19 protein-coding genes are annotated in these 21142 nt (G+C 69.5%); 7 read left to right on the top strand and 12 right to left on the bottom strand.

Annotated features, from left to right (window positions below; translation table 11 throughout):
• Nucleotides 1–27 precede the first annotated feature (27 nt).
• From QSK25_RS36440 to QSK25_RS36430, 3 genes are all read left to right on the top strand, one after another.
• Nucleotides 28–630, top strand: coding sequence for a hypothetical protein (locus tag QSK25_RS36440; protein ID WP_285645193.1), 603 nt, complete (start codon nt 28–30; stop codon nt 628–630).
• 1 nt (nt 631) lies between these two features.
• Nucleotides 632–850 carry a DUF6343 family protein gene (locus QSK25_RS36435; protein WP_285645191.1) on the top strand — a complete coding sequence of 73 codons (219 nt, stop codon included), beginning with the start codon at nt 632–634 and terminating at the stop codon, nt 848–850.
• A gap of 95 nt (nt 851–945) precedes the next feature.
• Nucleotides 946–1575: a TetR/AcrR family transcriptional regulator gene (locus QSK25_RS36430; protein ID WP_285645366.1), complete on the top strand. Its 630-nt coding sequence runs from the start codon at nt 946–948 to the stop codon at nt 1573–1575.
• Here the strand turns inward: QSK25_RS36430 and QSK25_RS36425 are convergent.
• The 3 genes from QSK25_RS36425 to QSK25_RS36415 are packed head-to-tail and all read right to left on the bottom strand — an operon-like array spanning nt 1546 to nt 4524.
• Complete coding sequence (locus tag QSK25_RS36425) at nt 1546–2898, bottom strand: dihydrolipoyl dehydrogenase family protein (protein WP_285645190.1); 1353 nt, start codon at nt 2896–2898, stop codon at nt 1546–1548. The two genes, QSK25_RS36430 and QSK25_RS36425, sit on opposite strands and share 30 nt — an antisense overlap.
• 21 nt (nt 2899–2919) lie before the next feature.
• Nucleotides 2920–3279, bottom strand: coding sequence for a VOC family protein (locus QSK25_RS36420; RefSeq protein ID WP_285645189.1), 360 nt, complete (start codon nt 3277–3279; stop codon nt 2920–2922).
• 12 nt (nt 3280–3291) lie between these two features.
• Entirely contained in the window at nt 3292–4524 is a 1233-nt protein-coding gene (locus QSK25_RS36415; protein WP_285645188.1) for a hypothetical protein, read from the bottom strand.
• Between the two features lie 143 nt (nt 4525–4667).
• Here QSK25_RS36415 and QSK25_RS36410 point away from each other — a divergent pair, with 143 nt between their 5' ends.
• Entirely contained in the window at nt 4668–6011 is a 1344-nt protein-coding gene (locus tag QSK25_RS36410) for a S8 family serine peptidase (protein ID WP_285645187.1), read from the top strand.
• Between the two features lie 200 nt (nt 6012–6211).
• Entirely contained in the window at nt 6212–6715 is a 504-nt protein-coding gene (locus tag QSK25_RS36405; protein WP_266042447.1) for a DUF3145 domain-containing protein, read from the top strand.
• 33 nt (nt 6716–6748) lie between these two features.
• On the opposite strand, the gene QSK25_RS36400 is transcribed toward QSK25_RS36405, so the two are convergent.
• The 4 genes from QSK25_RS36400 to lanKC all read right to left on the bottom strand — a co-directional run bounded on the left by QSK25_RS36400 (nt 6749) and on the right by lanKC (nt 12988).
• Nucleotides 6749–8467, bottom strand: coding sequence for an ABC transporter ATP-binding protein (locus QSK25_RS36400; RefSeq protein WP_285645186.1), 1719 nt, complete (start codon nt 8465–8467; stop codon nt 6749–6751).
• The gene (locus tag QSK25_RS36395; RefSeq protein WP_285645185.1) at nt 8467–10083 is read right to left on the bottom strand and encodes an ABC transporter ATP-binding protein; all 1617 of its coding nucleotides are present in this window, start codon (nt 10081–10083) and stop codon (nt 8467–8469) included. Before QSK25_RS36395 ends, QSK25_RS36400 begins: the two co-directional genes overlap by 1 nt.
• A gap of 141 nt (nt 10084–10224) precedes the next feature.
• Nucleotides 10225–10389, bottom strand: coding sequence for a SapB/AmfS family lanthipeptide (locus QSK25_RS36390; RefSeq protein ID WP_285645184.1), 165 nt, complete (start codon nt 10387–10389; stop codon nt 10225–10227).
• 40 nt (nt 10390–10429) lie between these two features.
• Complete coding sequence (lanKC, locus tag QSK25_RS36385) at nt 10430–12988, bottom strand: class III lanthionine synthetase LanKC (protein ID WP_285645183.1); 2559 nt, start codon at nt 12986–12988, stop codon at nt 10430–10432.
• Between the two features lie 602 nt (nt 12989–13590).
• Here lanKC and QSK25_RS36380 point away from each other — a divergent pair.
• A complete protein-coding gene (locus tag QSK25_RS36380; RefSeq protein ID WP_285645182.1) occupies nt 13591–14163 on the top strand; it encodes a hypothetical protein in 573 nt (190 codons plus the stop codon).
• A 394-nt stretch (nt 14164–14557) separates the two neighbouring features.
• Here the strand turns inward: QSK25_RS36380 and fabF are convergent, their stop codons facing one another.
• From fabF to QSK25_RS36355, 5 genes are all read right to left on the bottom strand, one after another.
• Entirely contained in the window at nt 14558–15793 is a 1236-nt protein-coding gene (fabF, locus tag QSK25_RS36375; RefSeq protein ID WP_285645181.1) for a beta-ketoacyl-ACP synthase II, read from the bottom strand.
• Nucleotides 15790–16026, bottom strand: coding sequence for an acyl carrier protein (locus QSK25_RS36370; protein ID WP_030465146.1), 237 nt, complete (start codon nt 16024–16026; stop codon nt 15790–15792). The genes fabF and QSK25_RS36370 overlap by 4 nt, the downstream gene beginning before the upstream one ends.
• A 34-nt stretch (nt 16027–16060) precedes the next feature.
• Nucleotides 16061–17038: a beta-ketoacyl-ACP synthase III gene (locus tag QSK25_RS36365; RefSeq protein WP_285645180.1), complete on the bottom strand. Its 978-nt coding sequence runs from the start codon at nt 17036–17038 to the stop codon at nt 16061–16063.
• Nucleotides 17035–17991, bottom strand: a complete 957-nt coding sequence (locus tag QSK25_RS36360; RefSeq protein ID WP_285645179.1) for an ACP S-malonyltransferase — start codon at nt 17989–17991, stop codon at nt 17035–17037. The genes QSK25_RS36365 and QSK25_RS36360 overlap by 4 nt, the downstream gene beginning before the upstream one ends.
• A 167-nt stretch (nt 17992–18158) precedes the next feature.
• Nucleotides 18159–19367 (bottom strand): PucR family transcriptional regulator, encoded by a 1209-nt coding sequence (locus tag QSK25_RS36355; RefSeq protein WP_285645177.1) that lies wholly within the window; start codon nt 19365–19367, stop codon nt 18159–18161.
• A 119-nt stretch (nt 19368–19486) separates the two neighbouring features.
• Between QSK25_RS36355 and QSK25_RS36350 the strand changes: the two genes are divergently transcribed.
• Nucleotides 19487–21043 (top strand): alpha/beta hydrolase, encoded by a 1557-nt coding sequence (locus tag QSK25_RS36350; RefSeq protein ID WP_285645175.1) that lies wholly within the window; start codon nt 19487–19489, stop codon nt 21041–21043.
• Nucleotides 21044–21142 lie beyond the last annotated feature (99 nt).

Here is a 21142-nt window from a genome sequence, read left to right as displayed (position 1 = left end):
ACCACCTGGAAGCGGCAAGGTGGGGGTATGACGCGTGCGGAGATCGTCCGGCTCGCCCGTTGTGTGGTGCGCCGGCCCCGATGGCAACTCGTCGTCGCGGTCCTGCTGTCCGCGTGGACGCTCGCCTGGGTGCTCGGCCAGCTGGCCGAAGACCCCCCGAGTCCGCTCGGCCTGCTCGCCTGGACCGGCATTCCCCTCGATTCGGCATCCCTATGGGCGAGGGAGCGCGCGGACGTCCTCGCGTGGCTCGCCACCCTCGGCGGTCTGAGCTGGGCGGCCACCACCGAACGGGGGCAGCTGCCCGCGCTGGCCGGCTGGTTCGCCGTGCTCGTCGCGGGGGAGGCCGCCGGGTACGAGCACGCGGTGCAACGCGCGATGCTCACGATGGTGGTGTTCCTGCTCGTCCTGGCAGTGGTGTCGATCACCGGGCGCCGGGCGTTCGTCGTCGACCGGGTCGCCGTCATGCCGAAGGACGTCGTCCGGGCGGGCATCACGGCGGCCGTGCTGACCGCCGTCGTGCCGCTGATCGCCGTCGGGCTGGCCCTGACGCGTCTCATCAGGCCCTACGTGACGAAACCGCCGCGCCGGCTGAGGGCGGTTGACGTGCCGTTGCTGCGGGAAACCGGGTGAGGTGAGTGACTACCTGCCCCCTCCCGCGCCGCCGCGCAGTGCGCTGACCCTGCGGTTGTGGCTGGCCGGGTTCGGCCTGGTCTTCAACTCGGTGGCGGGGTGGCTGGCGTGGCGAGCTGACCTGGTCTGGGTCGCGGTCGTGCTTTTGCTACTCGCCGTCGTCTGCCTCGTGGACTTCGTCTGGGTGGTGCGCCGCAAACGTCGCGGAGATCCCGGCTGAAACCTGTCGGGAACCTGTGCTTGGGCTGAAGCGCACATATGGATAAAGATGTCGTCGTGCATGAAGACCCGGCCAAAGGCAGGTTAGCGAGGGTGATGCGCCGCCAGCCGGTGCAACAACGAGGCGCGGCGACTGTTTCGGCGATCGTGGACGCTTGTGCGAGCCTGCTCAACGAATACGACTACGACGACATCACGACGGCGCGGATAGTCGACGTCGCCGGAGTGCCCATTGGTTCTTTCTATCAGTACTTCCCGGACAAAAGATCCGTTGTGCACGCTCTCGCGTTGCGCGGTATGGAGACCTATCTTCGCGAGGTCGAGGAGCTGTTCGTCACCGATCTGATCGCGGACACGTGGCGCGAGGCCATGACGCAGATCGTCGCCGTGTACATGCGGATGCTGACGGAGGTGCCGGGCTTCGGGCGGGTGCGGTTCAGCGACATGCTGGACAGCCACCGCCTCGACTCGAGCGTCGACCAGTACGAGCTGATGGCCGAACGGCTGGCGGAGATGTTCGTCAACCGGTTCGGTGCCCACGGTGACGCCCCGGTCGTGCTGACCTTCCGGATGGCCGTGCAGACCGCGGACGCCCTGTTCAAGCTCGCCGAACGGGTCGACGAGGACGAACGCGCGTACGTGGTCGGCACGGCGAACGAGCTGTTGACCGGGATGCTCGGCTCCGTGCTGGAGCCGTCAGAGCCCGTAAGCCTCCAGCAGCCGTAGCCAGACCTCGCTCATCGTCGGGTACGAGGGCACCGCGTGCCACAACTGGTCCACGGTGACCTCGCCGACGATCGCGACCGTCGCCGCGTGCAGCAGCTCGGCGACGTCCTGACCGACGAACGTGACGCCGACCAGCGTCCGCGTCCGCTCGTCCACGACCATCCGCGCCTTGCCCTGGTACCCGTCGGCCTGCAACGACGACCCGGCCACGGCGATGTCCAGGTCCACGACCCGGACGTCCCTGCCCGCCGCTTTCGCCTCCGCCGCGGTGTGCCCGACGAACGCCACCTCGGGGTCGGTGAAGACGATCTGCGGCACGGCCACGTGGTCCGCCCAGGCCTGTCCCGCCGAGCGCTCCTTCGGTTCGAACCCGCGGGAGCGTTCCAGGATCGCCGTCCCGACCGCCCGCGCCTGGTACTTGCCCTGGTGCGTCAGCAACGCCCGGCCCGTGACGTCACCGGCCGCGTACAGCCAGCGTCCGTCCACACCGGACACCAGGCCGGTGTCGTCGATGGTCAGCGGCTTGGCGTCCTTGGTCGCCGGCACCCGCCCGGTGGCGATGAGGATCTCCGAGCCCTTCAGCACCCGGCCGTCCTGCAACGTGAGCGCGCCCGGCGCGATCGACGACGCCCGCGCGTTCAGCACGACCTCGACGCCGTCCTCGCGCAGCCCGTCCGCGACCAGCGGCCCGACGAACTCCTCCAGCCTCGGCAACGGCCGGTCGCCCGACACCGCGATCGTCACCTTCGACCCGAGCCGGGCCCACGCCTGGGCGAGCTCGACGCCGACGACGCCGCCACCCAGCACGACCAGCGACTCCGGCACCTCCTGGGCCGACGTCGCCTGCCGGGAAGTCCACACGGGAGTGTCCGCGAGCCCGTCCAGCGGCGGCATCTTCGGCACGGAGCCGGTGCACACCACGACGGCCTGCCGGGCGCGGTACGCGGTCGGCCCGTCCGCCCCGGAAACGGTGACCTCGCGCTCGCCGGTGATCTCCCCGTCACCGCGCAGCACGGTGATGTTCTCCGACTCGGCCCACTCGACCTGGCTCGCGTCGTCCCAGTTGGAGGTGAAGCCGTTGCGCCGCTCCAGCACCGCCTTGGGGTCGAGCCGCGCACCGACGACCCCCTTGAGCCGGTTGGCGGCGGCCACCGCGTGACCCGAGCGCAGCAACGCCTTGGACGGCATGCAGGCCCAGTACGAGCACTCACCGCCGACCAGTTCCTTCTCGATCAGGGCGGTGGACAGGCCACCCGCGGCCGTCCGCCAGGCCACGTTCTCGCCCACTGCTCCGCCGCCGATGACGATGACATCGAAGTCCATGGCGGCCAGCCTAGGCCTCGATCAAGGAAGCCACACGAGGCAGAAGGGGTGCCCGACGGGGTCGGCGTAAACCCGGAACGTGTCGTCGTTGTCCCGGCTCACCAGCTTCGCGCCGAGAGCCAACACCTTGGGTTCCGCTTCCTCGATGTCGTCCACCAGCACGTCGAGGTGGAACTGCTGCGACCCGGCGGGATCGGGGAAGACCGGTGGCCGGTACTCGGGCGCCAGCTGGAACGCGACGCGGGTGCCGTCCGCGACGATCACCACCCACGTGTCGTCGCCGCCTTCCAGGCGGGAAGCCCCCAGCAACTCCTCGTAGAAGGACGCCAGTGCGGAGGGGTCCGGGCAGTCGAGCACGACAGAACGAAGTTTTCCGACCATGCCCTTCATCCTCTAACGGGTGACGGGCAACCGCAGCGCTTGCTTGGCGATCGGCTCCAGCGCCGGATCGCCCGCCCCGCCGGACCACACCGCGAACGCCAGCGTCACGTGGCTGCCCTTGGTGGAGTTGGCGAACGCCGCGTTCTCCAGCGGTTTGCCGTCGAGGCCGCTGATGCCACCCGACCCCGGCAGCACCACGACCGCGTGCAACGACTTCGCGCTCGGTGCGTCGAACACGTCCATGTCCGCGACCATCACGGTGGCCTGCTTGCCCTTGATCGTCGTCTCGTAGGTGGCGCGCAGCAGCACGCCGCAGTCGTTCGCGATCAGCCACGCCTTCACGTCGCCGAACGCCTGCGCCTGGCAGTCGGCGTCCTTCTTCATGTCCTTCGGCACGAACGTCGTGCCGTCCACGACCACCGTCGTCGGCTGCGTCGACGTCGGCGCGGGAGTCGCGTCGGCCGGCTTCTCGTCGCCGGGCAACGCCACCACGAGCCACACCACGAGGATCAGCGCGACGAGCGCCGCACCGGCCAGGTAGGGCCAGGTCAGCTTGCCGGGCAAGCGTTTGCGCGCGATCAACGGCTTGATCGTCGACTTCGGGATCAGCATGGTGCTCGCGGACGCCAGGTCGGAGACCGCGTCGGAGAACCCCTCGGACAGCAGCGACCGCGCGTCCGGAGGCGTGCCGGTGGTCTGCAGGATCGCGAGCAGCTTCACGGCGTGGTCGGCCGTGCACGGCACCGCCGACGTCGCGAGTTCGCGCGCCGCACTGAGCAAAGTGGACGGTTTGGGGTGCAGCACCCGCACGCCGCGGTTGAGGTCGACCGTCGGCTGCACGACCTGGCTCACGAACGGGCCGACGGCCACGACCGTGCTCACCGGGAGCGGTTCCGCGCGCATCGCCTGGATGCGTTGGGCCACCGCCGTCGCCGCCGCCACGGCCTCCGTCGCCGGGTTGGGCGCGCCGTCCTGCGACACGAGCGGCCAGCCGTCGATCTTCCACTGCCCGCCGAGCGGCGCCTCGAGCTTCACCGCCGGATCCGGCAGGTCGACGCCGACGATCACCAGGACGCCCTTGGGCAGCACGACGATCGCGTCGAGCGGAACGGGGCAGTCCGGAGGCTGGACGCCGATCAGCGCCACGCCACCCAGGACCTCGGTGCCGACGCCGCAGGCCGTGAGGGCGGCACGGACGTCCGCCCCAATGGCCGAAGGTTCAGCGCCCAGACGGATCAGCCGCACGAGTCCCTACCTTTCCGCACGGGGGGACACCGTAGCGGTCCGGGGTCGGTCAACCGCACTCGGTCGAGACATTGGGTGATGGCCGTCACCGTTTTGTGGATCACTCGTTAGATGGATTGCCTGCCAATGTTCACGGAGGGTCCATGTACAAACGCGCTGCACTGCTCGCTGTGCTCCTGGTGGCCGCCGCTTCCCCTGTCGCGACGGCCGCGCCGACCTCCACCGTCTACGTCCACGGAACCGACATCGCCGCGGCGGAGGCGGCAGTCGAGGCCGCCGGACTGCAGAAGCTCACGAGCTTCCGCAAGATCGGCGTCGTCGCCGCGCGGGGTGACTCCGCGCGGATCTCCTCCGCCAGGGCCGGAACGGGCGTGACGCGCGTCGAGGTCCAGCGACCGATCAGGTTCCTCGGTTCGACCTCGCACACCGCCACCCGCGGCCTGGACGCCCGCAACAGCCTCGGCCTGACCGGCGCGGGCGTGTCGGTCGCGGTGATCGACTCCGGCGTCGACCCGACGCACCCGTCGTTCGGCGGCCGGATCGTGCGCAACCTCAAGAGCCTGTGCCTGGACGGCAGCACGCAGACGAACTGCATCGTGCCGGTGCCGAACTTCCTCGACACCGACACCACGTCGCTGGGCGGCCACGGCACGCACGTCACCGGCATCGCGATCGGCGGCGACGTGCAGACCACCGGTGGCGGTCCCGTCATCCGCGGCGCGGCGCCGGGCGCGAAGGGTGTCGTGATCTCGACCGGCGCGGCGATCCTGATCCTCGGCGCGGACGCCGCGCTGAACTGGGTGCTGGAGAACCACGACGCCCCGTGCGGCGCCGGCGTGCCCGTGTCGACCTGCCCGCCGATCAAGGTGATCAACAACTCCTATGGTCCGTCTGGCGGCGGTGCGTTCGACCCTGAGTCGGTCACTGTCAAGTTGCAACGGCAGCTGGTGGCCGAGGGCGTCGTCGTGGTGTGGGCGAACGGCAACGACGGCGGCGACGGGTCCGCGAACCTGTCCAACCCGCCGGGTGCCGACCCGACCCCCGGCGTGATCTCCGTGGCGTCCTACAACGACCAGGAGACCGGCACGCGTGACGGTGCTGTGTCCGACTTCTCCTCGCGTGGTCTCGCGGCGGACTCCGCGACGTGGCCGGACATCTCCGCACCGGGCGAGAACATCGCCTCGTCGTGCCGTCTCTACCTGCCGATCTGCGCGACCGGCCTGAAGCCGCAGAACGGTCCGGGACTGCTCGACCTCGGCACGTTCAACACGATCAGCGGCACGTCGATGGCGGCCCCGCACATCGCGGGCATCGTCGCGCAGCTGTTCCAGGCCAAGCCTTCCGCGACCCCCGCCGACATCGAGCGGGCGCTGAAGTCGACGGCCCACAAGTACGGCACCGGGTACGTGCCGGCGGGCCCGTACACCTCGTCGTTCGACCGGGGAACCGGGCTGGTCGACGTGGTGGCCGCGGTAAACGCTCTGTAGATCACGATCACGCATCACTCGGCCGGGAGATCGGGACTTAAGACCTGTATCTGCCCCGGTCGGGTGATGATCGAGCTGGTTCTTATGGCGGACATGCCTCAAGTCGAGGCAGAATGCAGCGAACGGGTTTCGCGGTGATCACCTCACACTCGGCAAAGGCGTAGGGGAAGACGTCCCTCGTCGAGTAGCGGAGGTCAGCAGTGAGCACCCGTGGCAGCACCAGTGGCGTGGTTTACGTCCACTCGTCGCCGTCTGCGGTCTGTCCGCACGTCGAGTGGGCGATCTCGGGCACCCTCGGTGTCCGGGTAGACCTCAGGTGGGCAGCGCAACCCGCGGCACCAGGCCAGTTGCGCGCTGAATGCGCATGGACCGGAGAGGCCGGCACCGGCGCCAAGCTCGTGGCTGCGCTGCGCGCGTGGCCGATGCTTCGCTTCGAGGTCACGGAGGAACCCTCCTCCGGTCAGGACGGCGAACGTTTCTGCTTCGCGCCCGTTCTGGGCCTGTGGCATGCGCGCACGTCGGCCAACGGCGACATCGTCGTGAACGAGGACCAGCTGCGTTCCCTGGCCGTGCGGGCCAGAGGCGGTGAGTCCTTCGCGCACGGTGTCGACGAACTCCTCGGTGCGGCGTGGGACGACGCGCTGGAACCGTTCCGCCGCGCGGGCGACGGAGCACCGGTCACCTGGCTGCACCGTGTCGGCTGAACGCGACAGGGCCTGGTCCGGAGTGGACCCCGCTCACCGTTTGGGCAGCGGGGTTTCTTTCCGGTGCGTCGGATCCCAGGCCAGCATGAGCTGCCCGTAGAGCGCGGACGTGCGGAGCAGGTGCTCGTGGGTGCCGAGCAACGGCTTGCCGCCGTCCATGACCAGCACGCGGTTCGCCCGCAACGCCGAGCTCAGCCGGTGTGCGATCACCACCAGGATTCCGTTCCGCTGCGCGAAAGCCCGTTCGACGCGCGCCTCCGCCGCGGGGTCGAGGTGCGAGGTCGCCTCGTCCAGGATGACCACTCCTGCCGACGTGGCGTAGACCCGCGCGAGTGCCAGGAGTTGCGCCTCACCAGCGGAAAGTCCTTCGCCGCCGTGGCCGAGTGACGCGTTCAGGCCGCCCAGGGTGTCCAGAAGTGGTTTGGCGCCAACCATTGTGGCGGCGGCTATCAGTTCTTCGTCGGTCGCCCACGGGGCGAGAAGTGCGAGGTTCTCCCGCACAGTGCCCGTGAACAGGTACGTCTCCTGCGGGATCAACGCGATCGCGTGCTGCCGGATCTGCGGTGTCACCCGGTCGACGGGGGCTCCGCCGAACAGCACGCAGCCGTTGCCGGGCGGCATCAGACCGGTCAGCAGACTGGCCATTGTGGACTTGCCGATGCCGGACGGTCCGACGACGGCCAGGTGGTCGCCGGGGCGGAGGTTCAGCGACAGGCCGCGCAGCACGGGTTCCGCGTCGGGGCTCCAGCCGAACGTGACGTCGTGCAGCACGAACGTGCCGTCGTCCGGAGTTTCGGTGCCCGGCGTCCGGTCGGTGCGCGGTGCGGCTTCCTGGAGTCGTTTGAGGGCGACCATCAGGCGCATCACGACCGTGCTGGTCGTACGCGCCAGGCCGTGCAGTGCGGGGTTCACGCTGTTGGTCAGGTAGACCACGGCCGCGAGCACCGCACCCGTCGTGAGCTGACCGGACGCGACCAGCGGGGGAGCGAACGCCACCAGCAGCACGACCGGGGTGAAGCCGCCGATCGCGATCACCGTGGCGCGCAACGAGTTCGCCCAGGCGACCGTGATCGTGGCGCTGGCCTGCCGGTTGATCTGCCGCGCGACGTCCTGGTAGGCCTCGGTGGACGCGTGGCACGCGGCGACGTCGCGCAGCCCGGTGAGCACCGAACCGGACGCCTCGGCGGTGCTCTCGTCGGCCATCACGACGTCGCGCTGCCGTTTCGCCAACGACGGGAGCATCAACCCGAAGAGCACCAGCGCCGCCACGATCGGCAGCACGACGAGCCAGATCAGCGCCGCCGCGGTGGTCGCGAGGCCCACGAGCGCGGCGATCGTGGTGACCAGGAGGGCACGCGCCTGCACCAGCACACCCGCCGTGGCGTCCCGGACGACCTCCACGTGCCGCGTGATCATGGCCACCGCGCTGGCGTCCGGCGTGCGGCGGTGCGACGGGTCGTTCAGCACGCCCTTGACCACTCGCGTGACCAGTGCGTCGCGCATCGGTTCGACGACCTCGCCGAGGCGGGCGAACACCTGCCGCTGCCCCCACGCGCCCACCACCGCGAGCACCGCGAACGACAGCAGCCACAGCACGCCGGCCAGCGGCTTCCCCGCGGCGAAACCCCGGTCGACCGCCAGGCCGACGAGCCTGCCGCCGAAGAACGCCGGGATGCCTTCGAGCATCGACCAGCCGAGCAGGACCAGCACGCCCCTGCGGTGTCCGGCCAGCGTGGAGAGGTAGAAACGCATCACTCGCCCCCGGTGAACACGGCGCGGTAGTCCTCGTTGTGCCACAGAGCCCGGTGCGAACCCGTACCCCTGATCCGGCCCTTCTCGAGCCACACCACGAAGTCCGCCCTGGACGCCGTCGCGGGCCGGTGCGTCACGACGATCCTCGTCCGGCCGGGCAGCGCGGTGACCAGTGCCCTGTCCACTTTGGCCTCGGTCACGGTGTCCAGACTGGCGGTGGCGTCGTCGAGCACGAGCACGTCCGGGTCGCGCACGATCGCGCGGGCGAGCCCGATCCGTTGCGCCTCACCGCCCGAGAGCGGGGCGTCGGCCATCGGCGTCTCGTAGCCCTGGGGCAACCGGATCAGCACGTCGTGGACCTGCGCGGCGACGGCGGCGTCACGCACCTGGACCTCGTCGGCGTCGGTGCCGTAGCCGATGCAGCGGCCGACCGTCGCGCCGAGCAGCGCGGGTCGTTCGAAGGCGTAGCCGACCGAGTCGTGACCGGAGACCTCGCCGGAGTCCACAGCGGACAGTCCGCCGAGCACCGCCGCGAGCGTCGACTTGCCGGCGCCCGAACTGCCGACGACCGCGACGAACGTGCCGGCCGGGATCATCAGGTTCACGCCGTGCAGGGCGCCGTCGACGCTGACGTTGCGCAGCTCGATGACGCCGTTGGAGCGCTTGGGCTGCGGACGTTTCGGAGGTTTCGCGTCGAGCACCTCGGCGATCCGGCCGGCGCTGGCGCGGGTGCGTTCGAGCACGGTCAGCTGGGTCATCTGGCCGACGATCCCCATGCCGAGCGCCGCGTAGCCGAGCGCGGCCAGCACGTCACCGGTGCTCAGTCTTCCCTGCATCACGCCGAAACCGGCGGCGGCGAGCACCGCGACCTCGACGGCGGGCAGCAGGAGTCCGGCCCGCCACATCATCTTCGCCTGGGTGCGCCACATGCCGCCGCCCGCCGCGGCGAGCCGGGGGAGCGGCTCCAGCACGCGGTCCGCCTCGCGGTCGGCGATGCCGGCGGACGCGATCGTGCGCAGACCGGACACGGAGTCGAGCAGTCTCGCGGAGACCTCGCCGGAGATCTCCTGGTACGCCAGGACGTCGTCGGCGGTGAGGCGCATGTGCGTGCGGACGAGAACCGCGGCGAGCGGAGCGCTGATCAGGAAGACGACGGCGAGTCGCCAGTCCAGCAGGGCGAGTGCGACGACCGAGCCGACGGACGAGACGACGGTGACGAGGAGGCCGATCACGGTCGTCGCGATGGTGCCGGCATTGCCGCAGTCGCCCGTGACCCTGCTGACAGCGTCTCCCGCGGCGAACGGCGAGGGGTGACCGAGGGTGAGCAGGTGCCGGGTGACGCGGCGGCGCAGCCAGGCCGTGGCGCGGGCGGTGATGCTCGCGGCGAGCACGATGCCGATGGCGTCCGCGAAGATCTCGACACCCGCGAGGACGAGCAGGAACACGATCGTGACCAGCACGAACGTGCCGCTCAGCGCCATGTCGACGGCGCCGGCGAGGGCGGCGGGGAGGAGCAGGCCGCCGGTCGTGGCCACGGCGGCGTTCACGAGCAGCAACCACGGGCGGTAGTCGCGTTTGACGGTGGAGAACAACAGCTGGTCACCGGGTTTGGTCATCGGCTGTTCCTCCGGGGGTCTGCAAGGCCCATCATGAAGCGAGGGCCCGGCAGCTGGCCGGCTGCCGAGCCCTCTTCAGGCGGGTGAGCGGCATACTTCGCCTATGCCGCTCACCGGCCGTCACGTGCTGGTGGAGCTAGATCAGCACAGCAGCAGCGACGCGCTGCTGTGGCTGCAGGGGAGCAGCAGGGAGGCGCTGGACGCGGTCGTGGAACCGCCGCCACCGTGGCCGCTGCCGCCGCCGGCCATCACGTTGGCCGGGGCCTCGGGGGTCTCGAGGTCCTGCATGTCAAGGATGAAGCCCATGACACTATCTCCTAATATCGAGGGATCGATCTCTTTCTTGCTACCGGTCCGCGAGGACCGGCGTTCGTGAGCCCAGGAAGGGCAGTGGCGGTTTCTCGTCCACAGTGGACGCGATGGCGAGCAGGACGCCCGCACCGCCGGTGTTGAGGTCCATGGAGAGCCGCCGCAGCTGCACGCCGGGGAACGCGAGGCCCCCGCTGTACCGTGCCGCGTGCCAGCCCAAAGCCTTGAGGTGCTGCCCGATCGCGCGTTCGAACCGGGCGTTCGGCTGGTACCTGGTCGCGTGCGCCAGGGTGGCGAGGAGTCCGGCCCTGCCCAGCGTGAACGCGGGCTGGATGACGAACTCGCCGGTGCACCCGCTGAGCAGCTCGGGGAGCTTCTCGACGCACGGGCGTTCCGGAGCGTGCTTCGCGAACTCCGTCAGCACCAGCGCGATGCCGGCGCCGCCGATGCCCACGTACGGAAGGCTTCTGAGCGTGCCGTCGCGCACCTGCAGCGAGCCGTCGAGCGCGATCATCGTCTCGGCCAGGTCGCGTTCGAGCGCCTGTTCCGAGAGCTTGAGCCAGCGGCGTTCGCCCGTGTGCTCGAACATCCGCAGGAAGAACAACGCCGGTCCGGACCAGCCGTGCAGCAGACCTGCCCTGGCCTTCTCGGTGTTCGGTGCGTCGGTGAACTGCTTCGCGAGCCGTTCCGCGAGCTGCTCGGCCTGGGCGGCGTAGTCGTCGTTCTGCCGGCTGTCCGCGAAGTGCAGCAGGTTCAGGCCGATGCCGGAGAGCCCCGCGCTGAGACCGTGGTCCTGTGTGGACGGTACGAGCTCCGCATAGGTCTCGACGATCTCGGCCGCCGCGTCGTGGTGGCCGAAGTTCTCCAGCACGTGCGCGATGCCGTGGGCTCCCGTGTGGAAACCGGGCTGCTTGGGCGGGTCTCTCCTGATCGCGTCGAGGAGCCACTGCTCGTGCTCGGGGAAGCGGCCCTCGCCGGACTCGGCCAGTGCGTGCAGCACACCCGCGGCGCCGTGGCCGAAGTTCGTGCCGCCGGTCTCGAACTGCTCGATGTCGCCGGGGAAGAGGCGGTCGTGGCGGTGCGGGGTGGCGCTGTGCAGGATCGCGGTGGCGATCTCCTTGCGCACCAACGCCCAGTCCGGCGTCTCCTCGTCGAACTCGGTGAACGCGGGGTCCGCCGGCGGGTCGACCCGCGGCGTCAGCACGTCGATGATCGGCGCACAGTACTCGTCGGTCAGCCCGAAGCGCTCCTGGACGACCTTGACGTGCTGCCGGATCTTCGCCGGCGCCAGTTCCAGCACCGTGTTGAGCGGCAGGAAGATCCAGAGCCGGAGTGCGGCGAGCGGGTGCGCGTCGATGTCGAACCCGTCGCGGTCTCGCGGCGCCTGGAACCCCGGCGCGCCGAGCGTGGGCTTGCGGACGGCGTCGATCGTCGAGCTGAGCTCGAAGTCGATGAGCGAGATCTCGTCGTCCTCGTCCACGAGGATGTTGAGCGTGTGCAGGTCGCCGAAGACGACGCCGCGCTCGTGGACCTGGGCCATGAGGTTCTCGACCCGCTCGACCATCGCGAGGGCGCGGGTCTTGTACTCGGCGATCGTCTCGTCGCTGACGTCCTTGTGCGTCAACGGGTAATGCCTGCCGAGCCACTGCCCGAGCGACCGCCCCGGCATGAACTCCATGGCGACGAAGAGGTGCTCCCACTCGGTGAAGCGGTCGTACACCTCCGGCACGCCCTTGACGCCCTGCAGCTTCGTGAGGATCTCGTACTCGCGGTCGAGCCTGGCGACGGCGTCGTCGCCCTCGCGGTCGAGCCCGGCGTGCGGACGTGCCTCCTTGAGCACGACCTCCTTGCCGTCGCTCTTGCGGTCGGCCAGGTAGACGCCGCCGCCGTTGGAGAAGTGCAGTGAACTCTTGATGCGGTACGGGAACTGCTCCGGGTCACCCGCGTTGCGCTCGTCGAGGTGCGGCTTGAGGAACGCCGGCAGCTCGATCCACTCGGGCAGGCTGAAGACGGGCTTGCGCTTGTCGGCGACGAGTTCGCCGTCGGGTCCCTCGATCGCGAGCACCTGCTGCCCGTCGACCTCGAGCCACTGCTCGGCGAACCCGCCGTAGCGCACGTACAGCGGTCCCTTGCCGAAGCGCAGGTCGCTGAGGATGTAGGCGCCGTGCTCGTTGTCGAGGAGTTCCGCGAGCTCGGTGAGGATCAGCTCCAGGTGCGCGGCGTCGACCGGGTAGATCGTCACCAGCTTGCCGCTGCCCTCGCGGGGGGCGTACTTGGAGTTGCGCGCCAGCACGATCGACATCGTCCGCAGGTACTTGAAGCTGATGCGCCGCTCGACGCAGTAGTCGAAGGTCGCCTTCAGTACCCGGCCGGCGTTGTCGAGTCCAGCGGAAACGTGAATCTTCCACCCTTGGTTGGGGAGCTGTACCCCCTTCGGGTGGTGATGCCGCCACACGTTGCGCTCAGCCGTGCTCCAGTCGGGTGGGAGCGCGGGGAGTTCGGTGGAAAAGTCGTCCTTGGAGGTGCTTTCGGTGCTGCTCTGCAGATCGTAGAACTGCCGATCAGCGAAGCAGTACGCCTCGTATCTGAGGTCCACCGAATTCCCTCCCTTGGTTCGTTTTCGCTTTCTTCGATGCCGCATATTCCCGCACAAATCCGAGCCTATGGGGAATCCGCCGTTAGAGTCATATGGGTCGCCCGTTCGTGTCCGAAGGACGCTCGGTTACCGGCGCGTATGTGACTTGTGGTGATGAGGTTTGGGCCCATCTCACCCGTATGAGATGTTTGCTGGAGGGGCATCTGCGCCGGTCTGCCCGGTTTCCGCTAAACGGCACTGCCGCGTTCCTGATCTTGCACGGCTGTGAGCTGGGGTATTCCAAGTGGATCACGACGTATAGTTAGGCGGGTACAAACGTTGTGCACGCGCCGTGTCGGCTGCTCTTTACGGGTGAAGCCGGAAATGGCTCCCATTGCGTGTTTGATACGGCCGAACGGCGGTACGGAGACCCCCGAAGGAACTCATTCATAGGATGAGATTGAGCATCACCAATTACGTACCAAACATTGTCTTGCTACATGCGAGTCGTCATTTCGCGGTGTGATGTAATCGTTCGAGTGAAATCGGTGTTCGGATGTAACGCGACACGTTTTGTGCGCGGCCGTCTGCTGCCGGGCGTGTCGTGCGGCTAGGCTTGCCGCGTGGGGAGCGTGGCGAGCCGCTGGCTGGTGCCGGCCGTGGTCGTGATCACCGGTGCCGCGGTGGCGGCCGGAATGGTGGGACGCGCGGTCTACTCGCGACCCGCCGAGGCAGTCGGATCCCCTGCGGTGCCGTCGTCCTCCGTCGTCGGACCGCTGCCGGGGTCGGCCGAGGTGCGGCTGAGCCCCGACTCGTTCACCCACCCCGACCGGACCGCCGTGCAGCGGGTCCTGCAGACCTACTTCGACTCGATCAACACGCTGGACTTCCCCAAGTGGCAGCTGGTGGTGTCGCGCAAGCGCCTCGACACCCAGCGCGAGGAGACCTGGATCGCCGCCTACGAGAGCACCAAGGACGGCGGGATGGTGGTGCAGCGCATCGAGTCCGACGTGCTGGGGCGGCGGCTGCGGGTGCTGATCTCGTTCGTGTCCACTCAGGACGTCGCGAAGGCTCCGCCCGCGTTTCCGGAGAAGTGCATCCGGTGGCGGGTGGTGTACGTGATGACCTGGGAGGGCGGGGCGTTGAAGGTGGACGACGCTCTGGAGAGCCGGGCTCCGCAGATGGAGAAGTGCTGACGTCGCAGTCGCCTCGCGGGCGGCTGCGACCACTCCCCGCGCGCTGCTTTCGGCACGCGGGGGCCTCGCGTTCGCTCCACGGAAACGAAAGGTCCCCGCGTGCGCTTCCAAAGTTGAGTCTGGCTCGCTCAAGTATGGGAGTGCGGGCTTGGCCGTCGTTTCGGACAGGTCTTCCGGCCAGGTGCTGAACCGGTGTGGCCAGGACGGACGGTTCGTCTGATCGCGTCGCGTGCCCTCGAGTCATTGGTCGCGGAACGCGTGACCCCGCCCGCGTGATTCGACACACGCCTGGTGCCGAACCTGTCCTGTGGCCACCTCGCCTCGTTTCCCCCTTCGCGCAACACAAAGCCCCGACCCGCAAGCTCGGGTCGGGGCTCGTGGTCGAGCGGTGTGGCTAGGCCGGGGTGAAGGCCAGTGCCACGTTGTGGCCGCCGAAGCCGAACGAGTCGTTCACGGCGGCGTCCAGCTTGATCTTGCGCGGCTCGCCCGCCACCACGTCGAGCGTGACGGCCGGGTCGAGGTTCTCCAGGTTGAGCGTCTGGGGAACGATGCCGTCGCGGATCGACAGGACGGTGACGATGGCTTCCACCGCGCCTGCTGCGCCCAGCAGGTGGCCCAGTGCGCCCTTCGGCGCGGTCAGGACCGGGTGGTCACCGATCGCCTTGCGGATCGCCACGGTTTCCGCGACGTCGCCCACCGGGGTGGAGGTGGCGTGGCAGTTCACGTGGCCCACGTCGGACGGGTCGATGCCGCCGGAGCGCAGGGCCGCGGCGATGGCGCGCGACTGGCCCACGCCCTCGGGGTCCGGGGCCGTGATGTGGTAGCCGTCGGCCGACGTGCCGATGCCTGCGAGGCGGCCGTAGATCTTCGCCCCGCGCGCCTCTGCGAACTCGCGGCGTTCCAGGACCATGACGCCCGCGCCCTCGCCGAGGACGAAACCGTCGCGGGCCGTGTCGAACGGTCGCGAGGCCTTCTCCGGCTCGTCGTTGCGGGTGCTCATGGTGCGGGCCTGCGAGAAGCCCGCGACCGGGATGGCCGTGATGCACGCTTCGGCACCGCCCGCGACGACCACGTCGGCTTCGCCGGACATGATCATGCGGTAGGCCCACGCGATGGCCTCGGCGCCGGACGCGCACGCGGAGACCGGGGCGTGCACGCCCGCCTGTGCCTTCAGTTCCAGGCCCACGTGCGCGGCCGGGCCGTTCGGCATCAGCATCGGGACGGTCAGCGGCGACACCTTGCGCAGACCGTGCTGCTCCAGGAGGTCGTCCTGGGTGAGCAGGGTGATCGCGCCGCCGATGCCCGTGCCGATGATCACGGCGAGGCGCTGGCGGTCGACGGTGTCGTCGTCGTGGCCCGCGTCGGCCCACGCCTGGCGGGACGCCACGATGGCGACCTGCTCGGAGCGGTCCAGGCGGCGTGCCTCTACTCGGGGGAGCACCTCGGTCGGGTCCACCACGAGCTGCGACGCGATCTTGACCGGCAGGTCGTACTTCTCGACCCAGTCGTGGGTCATCGGACCCACGCCGCTCTTGCCGGCCAGCAACGCGTCCCAGGTGGACGTGACATCACCACCGAGCGGGGTGGTGGCACCCAGCCCGGTGATGACGACCTCGATGCCCGAGGTCACTTGTTGCTGGTGATGTAGTTCACCGCGTCACCAACGGTCTTGAGGTTCGCCAGCTCGTCGTCCGGGATCTTCACGCCGAACTTGTCCTCAGCCTGGACGGCGATCTCGACCATCGACAGCGAGTCGATGTCGAGGTCGTCCACGAAGGACTTCTCAGCGGTGACGTCGTCGGCGGCAACGCCGGCGACCTCTTCGACGATCTCGGCAAGACCGGACAGGACGTTGTCGCTCACTGAAGTTCCCTTTCGATTGAAACGGTGGAAGAACTCACGGGATCCTGACGACCTGTCCCGCGTAGGACAGGCCAGCGCCGAAACCGACCATCAACACCACGTCTCCCGAGGAGATCTCGCCCGCGGTCCTCATGTGGTCGAGCGCCATGGGGATCGAGGCCGAGGAGGTGTTGCCGGATTCGACGATGTCTCTAGCGACCTTCAGGTCCTCGCGCGCACCATTGTTGCGCAAGCGCTTGGCGATGGCTTCGATGATCCTGAGGTTGGCCTGGTGCGGGGCGAACACGTCCACTTCGGACAGTTCGACACCCGCGAGTTCGGCGGCACGGATCGCAACCGGTGCGATCTGCGTCGTCGCCCACCGGAAGACCGTCTGGCCTTCCTGGTGGATGAACGAGTCGCGGTCGTCGATGCGGATGACCTCGGACATGGAACCGTCCGAGCCCCACGCGACGGGGCCGATCTCGTTCACGTCGGCGGCACCGATCACGACGGCGCCCGCGCCGTCCGCGAAGATGATCGCGGTCGAGCGGTCGTCGGGGTGCGTCCAGTCGGTGAGCTTCTCCGCGCCGACGACGAGGAAGTTCTTCACGGTGCCCGCGCGGACGATGTCCGCGGCGGTCGCGACGGCGTAGCAGAAGCCCGCGCACGCGGCGTTCAGGTCGAACGCGGCCGCGGCCTTGATGCCGAGCCGGGTGGCGACCTGCGCGGCGGCGTTCGGGATGGTCGACGGCATCGTGCACGTCGCCACGATCACGCCGCCGATGTCCTCCGGCGAGATGCCCGCGTCCTCGATCGCCTTGGTGGCGGCGAGCACCGACATGTCGACGACGCCCTCGTCCTTGGCCGCGACGTGCCGGTTCACGATGCCGACGCGATCGCGGATCCACTCGTCCGAGGTGTCCATGCGCTGGGCGAGGTCGTGATTGCTCACCACCGTCTCGGGCTGGTAGCTGCCGAGACCGATGATGCGGCTACCCGCGGACGGCTGCGGGGCCTGGAAGGTCGTCACTTATCGGCTCCAACGGTCTCGATGAGCTCCGAGACCTTCTCCAACTGGTCGGGGGTCTTGAGGGCGAGGGTCGCCGTGCCCTTCATCGCGCGCTTCGCGAGACCCGTCAGCACGCCGGCGGGCGGCAGTTCGACGGAACCGCTGATGCCCTTCTCGACGAGGGTGGCCTGGCAGAGGTCCCACCGGACGGGACTCGTGACCTGGGAGACCAGGCGCCGCAGCACCTCGGTGCCCTCGGTGACGACCTGGCCGTCCTTGTTGGACACCAGCGGCAGCAGCGGGTCGTGCGTGGTGACTTCGGCGGCACGCGCGCGCACCGCGTCCTCGGCGGGCGCCATGTACCTGGTGTGGAACGCGCCCGCGACGGCCAGCTTGCGGATCTTGGCCGGGCCGGGAGGGTTCTCCACGAGGGCGTCGAGGGCCGCGTGCGGACCGGCCGCCACGATCTGACCGGCGCCGTTGCGGTTCGCGGGCACGAGGCCGAGCTCCTCCAGGCGCGCGAGGACCTCCGGCTCGTCGCCACCGAGCACCGCGGCCATGCCGGTCGGCTCCAGGGCGCACGCCTCGGCCATCGCGGCACCGCGCACGGCGGCCAGCGCGACGGCGTCGTCGGCGCTGATGACACCGGCGACCGCGGCCGCGGCGAGCTCACCGACGGAGTGGCCGCCGACGATCACGGCGGGCGGCAGTTCGACGCGCTTGCGCAGCTCACCGAACGCCAGCACGGCGAGCGCCACGACGAGCGGCTGCGTGATCGCGGTGTCGACGATCTCGTCGGCCTCCGCGGTGGTGCCGAGACGCACGAGGTCGAGGCCCGTGATCTCCGACCACGTCCGGACCTGCTTCTCCGCCCCCTCCAGTTCGAGCCAGGGGGTGAGCATGCCGGGCGTCTGGGACCCTTGTCCGGGCGCGAGGAGTGCGATCACGCCGATTACTAAAGCTGGTGAACCCATCGGTACCCCATGCCGCAAAGAACGAAGTACGGCGATCGTATTTGTAGAGACCCTACAAAAGCGCCAGTCTTGGGTGCGTCTCGCGGCGTAACCGCAGCTCAGTCCGGTGTGAGGTCGTTTGGCCCTCACCCTAACGGATGTGTGCGAAGTCCGTCACAGGCCGTTCGCTACCACAGGCCCCGGGAGCGCGCTAGGCGTCCTACAGACAATGCGACGCGAAGCACAAGTGCGTCTCGAGCGTCATGTGCATTTCTTCCCGTCATTTCCTGAACGCGCCGAAGGCGATATCTGACCGTGTTCGGGTGCACGAACAGTCTTTTCGCGCACGTCTCCAGCACGCCCCCGACCTCCAGGAACGCGTCCACGGTCTCCAGCAGCGCGCCGCCCGCGTCCTCCAGCGGCCGGGCCACCCGGTCGACGAGCTGCCACTCCGCCTCGGGGTCGCCCGCCAGTGCCCGTTCCGGCAGCAGGTCCAGCGACCGCACCGGTCGCGGCGCCGCCGGCCAGCCCACGACCGCGCGCAGCCCGCTCAACGCGTCGCTGGCGCTGCGGTGCGCCTCGGACAGCGACGCCACGGTCGGCCCGGCCACCACGGGTCCCTCGCCGAACCCCTCGGCGATCTTGCCGAGCACGTCCTCGCCGGTCTCGGTCGGCCCGCCGAGCACGACGACCAGGCGTGAGCCCTGCACGGACAGCAGCACCGGCCGGCCGGCCCGAGCCGCCTTGCTGCGCACCGAGTAGATGATCGCGGGCGGGTCCTCGCCGCCCGGGTTGCCGACCAGGACCGTCGCCTCCAGTGCCGGGTCCCAGCCCAGGGCGGCCGCGCGGGACAGCAACGACTCCTCGGGGTCGCCTCGCACGATGCCGTCGACGACCAGCGCCTCCAGCCGCGCGTCCCACGCCCCGCGCGCCTCGGCCGCGGCCGCGTAGGAGGTGGCGGCGGAGAAGGCGATCTCCCGGCCGTACCGCAGCACGCCCTCCATCAGCAGCGCGCGCTCGGCCTCGTTCGCCGCCATCTCCGGCATCTGCTCCTCGAACAGCTCCAGGGCGATCCGGACGAGCTCCACGGTCTGGCGCAGGCTGACCCAGCGCGAGATGTCCTTGGGGGCGCTGCGGAACGCGTCCGCGGTCAGCCGGATCGCCTGCTGCCGGTCGTGCAGCCACTCGACGAACCCGGCCACGCCGTTCTGGATCAGCAGCAGCACGCTCGCCCGCTGGTCCGCGGGCATCCGGGCGAACCACGACAGCCGCCGCTCCATCTCGGCCACGCTGGCCGTCGCGAGCGACCCCGACGCGCGTTCGATCTTGCGCATGGTGCGGGCGGAGAGCGTCGGCGGGTGCTCCTCCTTCGCCTCCGGGGGCTTGCTGCTGGTCATACCCGCAGCTTAGGCCAGTGGAGTGACATCACCGGGACGGGTGACAGAACCCATCGGCCTCGACGAACGGCCATACCGTCGATCGGCAGAGGTCTTTCGGCACGGCGTGGAGGTTCGTCTTGCGCAGGTTCCCGGCACTCGTCCTAGGGGTCGTCGCTCTGCTCACCACGAGCACGACCGCCGCGGCCGACCCACCCGATCCGCTGGTCGAGTTCCACTCCCAGCCCGTCAAGTGGGCGCCGTGCAGCGGAAAGCTCGCCGAGCTGGAATGCGCCACGCTCGTCGCGCCCCTCGACTACACCAAACCGGCCGGTGACAGGATCAACCTGACGATCAGCCGCAAGAAGGCGACGGCGGCCGACCGCAGGCGGGGCGTGCTGTTCACCAATCCGGGTGGACCCGGCGGCTCCGGGCTGGGCCTGCCGCTGTTCCTGACGAAGTCCGAGCTCGCGCAGGTCTACGACGTGATCGGCATCGACCCGCGCGGCGTCGGTGGTTCCACGGCCCTGAACTGCCGGGCGGCCGCCGGGATCGCCGCGCCCGAGTCGCGGCCCGCCGACAGCGAGTTCGGCAAGTGGGCGGCCGAGGCGCGCGAGGCGGAGGAGTCCTGCCAGAAGTCCGGTGGCGGCATCCGGCAGTTCATCAGCACCGCGAACACCGCGCGGGACATGGACGTGGTGCGGGCCGTGCTGGGCGAGCAGAAGATCAACTACCTGGGTTACTCGTACGGCACGTACCTGGGCGCGGTGTACGGGACGTTGTTCCCGAACCGGCTCGACCGCAGCGTGCTCGACTCCGCGGTGCACCCCGAGTGGATCTGGCACGAGCAGTTCCGCCAGCAGGCCGTCGCGTACCGGATGGACGTCGAGGCGTGGGCGACGTGGGCGGGCGAGCGCAACGAGAAGCTCGGGCTCGGCAAGTCGCGCGACGAGGTGCTGGCCGAGGTCGAGAAGGTCGCGGCCAAGCTGCACGTGACGCCCGTCGGCGAGCACAACCGCTCCTCCTTCGACGGCGCACTGGGCGTGGGTGCCCGCTACCGTCCACTGTGGTCGGACCTGGCCGCCATCGTCACCAAGCTCCGCTCGGGGGAGAAGCCCGCGAACGCCGAGGGCGCCAAGGCCGGTCAGGTGCTCGCGAAGACCGGCCTGGAGGAACTGCGGTCCGGTGTCTTCGACACGGTCACCTGCGAGTCCGACTGGCCGACCGACGTGAGCGTCTACTACGAGGACATGCGGATGTTCCGCGAGCGCTACCCCTACGGCTTCGGCATCGTCCGCGCGGCACCGATGACCTGCACGTTCCGCTCGTTCACGCCGCCGGAGCCGCCGGTGAGGATCGGCCGCAACGGCTACCCGATCGGCCTCGTCGTGCAGTCCGAGGGCGACACGCAGACGCAGTACGCGAGCGGACCGGCGATGGCGCAGCGGCTCGGGCACAACCTGATCACCGTCACCGACGAGGGCAAGCACGGCCTCTACAACGGCGGCAACGCCTGCGTCGACGGCAAGGTCAACCGGTACCTGATCGACGGGGCGCTGCCCGGCAGCAGTTCCGAGTGCACCGGCGACCCGCGCCCGGACGTGCCGAAGGACGGTCAGCCCGGCGCCGCGCCGGCGTTGTCGGCGGAGGGGATCCAGGCGTACCTGGACGGCCGGGGGTTCTCCGCGAGGCCGTGAGGCGACCCCGGAAATGTGGAAGCGCCCGCCACGGAGCGTGGCGGGCGCTTCCCTCTCCCCGGTCCCCACCGGTAGTTCCACTCTGGACTGTATTGCGAC

Source organism: Lentzea sp. NBRC 102530, from assembly GCF_030269365.1.
GTDB lineage: Bacteria > Actinomycetota > Actinomycetes > Mycobacteriales > Pseudonocardiaceae > Lentzea.
The sequence above is the reverse complement of the archived record's forward strand: the minus strand, read 5'-3'. Positions and strand labels throughout refer to the sequence as shown.